At 35.3% G+C, this 5,411-nt stretch carries 6 protein-coding genes; all 6 read left to right on the plus strand.

What is annotated here, in order from left to right; genetic code table 11:
• Nucleotides 1-598, plus strand: a 598-nt coding sequence (locus J5224_RS23140) for a glycosyltransferase (protein ID WP_264627593.1), incomplete at its 5' end; no start/stop codon positions are given.
• A 23-nt stretch (nucleotides 599-621) separates the two neighbouring features.
• A complete protein-coding gene (gene waaO / locus J5224_RS23145) occupies nucleotides 622-1,635 on the plus strand; it encodes a lipopolysaccharide 3-alpha-galactosyltransferase (protein WP_264627594.1) in 1,014 nt (337 codons plus the stop codon).
• Between the two features lie 23 nt (nucleotides 1,636-1,658).
• The gene (locus J5224_RS23150; RefSeq protein ID WP_264627595.1) at nucleotides 1,659-2,648 is read left to right on the plus strand and encodes a glycosyltransferase family 8 protein; all 990 of its coding nucleotides are present in this window, start codon (nucleotides 1,659-1,661) and stop codon (nucleotides 2,646-2,648) included.
• A 12-nt stretch (nucleotides 2,649-2,660) separates the two neighbouring features.
• Nucleotides 2,661-3,680, plus strand: a complete 1,020-nt coding sequence (locus tag J5224_RS23155; RefSeq protein ID WP_264627596.1) for a hypothetical protein — start codon at nucleotides 2,661-2,663, stop codon at nucleotides 3,678-3,680.
• A gap of 85 nt (nucleotides 3,681-3,765) precedes the next feature.
• Nucleotides 3,766-4,662 carry a hypothetical protein gene (locus J5224_RS23160; protein ID WP_264627597.1) on the plus strand — a complete coding sequence of 299 codons (897 nt, stop codon included), beginning with the start codon at nucleotides 3,766-3,768 and terminating at the stop codon, nucleotides 4,660-4,662.
• 385 nt (nucleotides 4,663-5,047) lie between these two features.
• Nucleotides 5,048-5,215, plus strand: a complete 168-nt coding sequence (locus J5224_RS23165) for a hypothetical protein (RefSeq protein WP_264627598.1) — start codon at nucleotides 5,048-5,050, stop codon at nucleotides 5,213-5,215.
• The last annotated feature ends 196 nt before the right edge of the window (nucleotides 5,216-5,411 follow it).

The following is a 5,411-nucleotide window of genomic DNA, read 5'->3' on the forward strand; positions in this document are numbered from 1 at the left end:
TGTGATTTTTAATCCGGTCACGCCACAAAGCATCGTGATTCCGCGACCAACGGATAAAGCCGTATTTATCTATGTCGGGCGTCTCAAGTTTGAGGGGCAAAAGCGTATCAAAGATATGCTGGATGCCTTTTCTGGTTTGAAGGGCGAATGGGAATGCCATTTTATTGGTGATGGTTCAGATACCGAAGTCTGCCAGGCCTACGCGCAACAACGGGGTATTGCAGATCGTTTGCATTGGCACGGATGGCAAGAAAAACCGTGGGAATATGTTCAGACAGAGATCAAGCAAGTCTCGGCTTTTGTCATGAGTTCTGCTTTTGAGGGGCTTCCGATGACACTGCTTGAAGCCATGTCTTATGGGATTTATTGCGTTAGCAGCGATTGCCCATCGGGCCCAGGTGATATCATCAAGAATGGTGTGAATGGGCAACTTTATCCACCGGGTGATACGCACCATTTCGTGAAAACATTATCTCAATTGCAAACGAATGAAATAAATTCAAGCATCGAAGAGATCAAAAACTCTATCAGTGAGTTTTATGATAAAAATTATTATGCTAAATTTATAAACGCGATCGCGATTGAAAAGAACAGATGAAAAACTAATAAAGTGGTGACCTTGTGTATTTTAACACTGAGCATGTAATAAAAGAAAAAATAATATTAAACCATAATATTAATGACTCATCTAACGAGGCTTTTAATATAGCCTACGGTATAGACAAAAACTTCATATTTGGCTGTGGAATATCCATAGCGTCTATTTTATTGCATAATAAAAATAAAAAAATTGCATTTCACATCTTTACTGATTTTTTCGACGAAACGAACATTGCTGAATTTACAGACCTTTGTCATCAATACAATACGCAGATTGTCGTTTACATCATAAATTGTGATGAATTAAAACAATTACCAAGCACTAAAAATTGGTCTTATGCAACATACTTTCGTTTTATCATTGCTGATTTTTTCAATAATGTGTTAACCACCGTTCTTTATCTTGATGCTGACATTGTCTGCAATGCAGATCTGGATGAATTGATTAACCTTGATTTGATAGATCATACAGCTGCGGTTGTCTGCGAGGGTGAAAAGCCCTGGTGGACTAAACGCGCCCTTGCATTGGGAGACGCAGAAATAAGCAATGGCTATTTCAATGCTGGCTTTCTTTTAATAAATATACCACGTTGGGGAGAGCAGGATATCAGTCGACAGGCGATGTCACTTCTTGCTGACGATGATGTAAAACAAAAAATATCGTTTTTAGACCAAGACATATTAAATATTTTATTTGTAAACAAAGTTTTGTTTCTAGATAAAAGATACAACACCCAATTCAGCATTAATTATGAATTGAGTGAAAACAAAAAAACACTGACACCAATTACAAAAAACACCGTGTTTATTCATTACATTGGACCAACCAAACCGTGGCATGCATGGGCTAGCGACTACGATTCTTCCCGCTACTTCATGACAGCAAAACAGCATTCACCATGGAAAGAGACTAAACTACTCAAAGCTCATTCGGCCAATCAGTTACGCTATTGTGCTAAGCATCAATTCCACAATAAAAAAATCCTTTCAGGCTTAAAAAGTTATTTCTTGTACTTTTTAAGAAAGATCAGCTGATTTTATTCTAGAAATAATAAATCATGTACTTTGACAACAGCATAGTAAAAAATAAGCTAGCATTTTTGGGTGCTAAAGAAGGCAACACTGAAAAAGCATTACATATTGCGTATGGTATTGATAAGAACTTTTTGTTTGGCGCTGCCGTTTCCGCAACATCAGCTATTATAAATAATAAAATCCCCATTACCCTGCACTTTTTCACCGACACGATAGATGATGATGATAGCCATCGTTTCAAGAAAATGGCTGCTAAATTTAATACAAACATCTATATATATCATATCGACAATACCCCTTTAAAAAACCTACCAACAAAAAACTGGCCATACTCAGCATATTATCGACTGATAGCATTCGATTATCTCGCGTTGTCGATAGATCGTTTGTTATATCTTGACGCTGATATTGTTTGCAAAGGCCCGCTTGATCAGTTAGCAAACTTATCTTTTGATGACAATGTTTGCGCAGTGGTTCCTGATATTAAGGAAATGCACAAGAAAGCAGTAGATAGATTACACTGCCCTGAACTGGATGGTCACTATTTCAACTCGGGTATGATGTTGATGGACTTAAGTAAATGGCATCAGCAGTCGTTCACCGCCAAAGTCATCGCTTTTATTCTCGGTAATGTGGAACTAAAATATCCTGATCAAGATGCACTTAATATTCTGTTATTGAAAAAAACGCATATTTTACCAAGAAAATACAACTGCATTTTTAGTATAAAAAGCGAGTTAAGCGATCGGAGTCATCAGAAATATAACAACATCATTAACGACGACGCGGCTTTAATTCATTATGTTGGCACAACTAAACCATGGAATGAGTGGGGACAATACCCATCAACAATTTTCTTCCAAAAAGCATATCTAGCCTCAGAATGGCATGATGTGCCGTTACTTAAACCGCGAACACCTTTGCAATGGAAGAAAAAGTCAAAACATGAGTTCCGAAAATATCACTTATTTAGCGGAATTTTGGCAAGATTAAAATATATCACAACAAAATAAGAGAATCGTTTCATGAATGTGTATTTTTTAGAATGGAATGCCAATTATGAAAAGCTCATGATAAAAAATTTAGAGTCGCATGGCGTCACAGAAATAAAAAATATCATGAAGCATTTTACAAGAAACAATATTAGACTTAAAAAGGCCAACGTTAATAATTGGTTATTCGTTAAGATACATATTTTTTTAAAACTGAGAAAAGTCAAAAAAGATGATTTAATAATTTGCAATGGATATAGTTTTTTAGGTTTTCTTGATATAATAAAAGCACTCCCATGTAAAAAAGCTTTAGTCATTCGAGATACTATAATTCATTTAGAAAGAGGAATGAAAGAAAACAAAAAATGGCTTCCATCTGATGGAGATATTACCCAAGAAATAGATTCACATTTTGATAAAGTATATAGTTTCGACCCATCTGACTGTAAAAAATACGATTTCATATACTTGAAACAATTCCTTCCATTTACATCCCAAGATATTGACACCATACTTAAAACATCAATAAAAAGCAAATTATCAGAAAAGTCATGTTTTTTTATTGGTGAATACAGACCTGATCGAGAAAAATCTCTCCAAGACCTTTTCCCTTATTTTAAACATTTAAATTACACACCTGATTTTTATCTTTTTGATAAACATAACAAATCAACAAATTACCCATTTTTTTGCAAAAACCAATCTCTTGATTATAAAGAAAATATACAGAGAGTTATTGCGTCTGACGTTGTTATAGAAATAAACCATCCAGGACAAGATGGTTTAACGTTACGAACGATCGAGGCTCTTGCTTTTAACAAAAAAATAATAACCAACAATATAAAAGTAATGCAATATGATTTTTATACTGACGACCGTTTTTTCATATTAGGCTATAATGACATTGACTCTTTACACAGTTTTTTAGAAAGGCCATTAGCACCTGTAGATATTGAATTGATAAAAGAATACACAGCAGATGGAATGTTAAATCGATTGGTCTCAGACATTTACCATCATAACAGCCCTACGCAAAGCAATATATTAAATTAACCGCATACTTTTCCACATCTCTTATTATAATAGAGAGCAACATTCGACTCTTATCTAGGGCATAGCTACAATGCGATTTATAATAATGGCTCCAGCATATACTGAATGGAGTGGTGGAGTTATCGTTCTACATAAATTATGTCATCTTCTCAACCAACTTGGAGAAAATGCTTACTTACATCCTATGGTCAAAGAATATCCTTTATCATGGAAAAATCATTTTACTGAGATAAAAGAGAAAATCAGACTAAAATATAAGAGTGGAAGATATAAAACAAACAAAGCATTCCAAACCCCTGTAATTAATAAATTAACAAACGACGATTTAGAAAATTCCATTATTGTATATCCAGAAATAGTATCAGGAAACCCATTAAAAGCTAAAAATGTAGTCAGATGGTTCTTACACCATCCGGGTTATCAAACAGGAAACGTAAATTATTTCTCTCGCGAACTGTATTTCTCATACGGTGCATTTGGCCGAGATTTTAAGCTATATGGTTCCCACACCTCTGACACAGTACTTCATGTATTTCATCAGATGAATGATATTTATAATGAGATTGGCGCATCTAAAGAACGGACAGGTACCGCATATTGCATCAGAAAAGGTCAAGGAAGAAAGATAATCCATGACCTATCCGATTCAATTCTTATCGATGAAAAAAAGCATGAAGAAGTCGCTGAAATATTCAAGCGTGTAAAGTACTTTATCTCTTATGACCTATACACTGGATATTCGGTGTTTGCCATAATGTGTGGCTGCATTCCGATTGTTGTTCCTGATGAGAACTTATCACTAACGGAATGGCAATCTGACCCCAAGATGCGGTTAGGTATTGCATACGGGTTTGAGCAAATTGAAGAGGCGACCAAGAACCGTAAAATTGCATTAGATTTAGTGTTTGAAAAAGAAAACGAAGCAATTCTTAACGTCAAAAAATTCATAGTTGAATCGAAAGAATATTTCTCCGTAGATTAAATACTTATTTGCATAAAAAGACCTAGTCTATAGTCCCCTCTGCATTAATTACTATACAGATGATTGATTACATTCATTTGCTTTTAAAAATATGGGTAAAAACTTTCAAGTAGTTCATAGCTGAAACATTATAGGGTTAGAAAATATTTCCTTAGGCAACAATGTTAGAATTGATGGATTCACAACCCTTGTTGCATCAGGAAGCGGATTCTTAAATATAGGTTCCTATGCGCAGATTGGCGGATACACGTTTCTTTCTGCGGGTGCAGGAATAATCATCAAAGATTTTTGTGGCCTTTCACAAGGTGTCAAAATTCACAGCAAGTCTGATGACTACTCAGGAAAGAAGCTGACTACTCCAACAATAAGTGAGGAGTACACTGGTGTGATAAAAGGTACAGTGGCCCTCGCGAAACATGTTATCATCGGCTCAGGTGCTGTTGTTCTTCCTAATATAACGCTTGAAGAGGGCGTATCCGTCGGGACACAGTCTCTCGTAACCAAAGATTTAAATGAATGGGCAATGTACTTTGGTTGTTCAGCAAAAAAATGAGAGATAGAGGAAAAGAGCCCCTTATACTCGAAAAATTTTTTTAGCGATTCAGGAACTTAAATAAAAAAATTAATAGCCAGTGCCATAGTCATTCCTTAACAAAAAAGCTAAAATATTTTCAGCGATAACTCTAAAATAGCCAATGCCAATGTTACAAACCCTTTACACCATCTTGCTTTACCTCATTCAACCATTA

The organism is Candidatus Symbiopectobacterium sp. NZEC135, assembly GCF_025962695.1.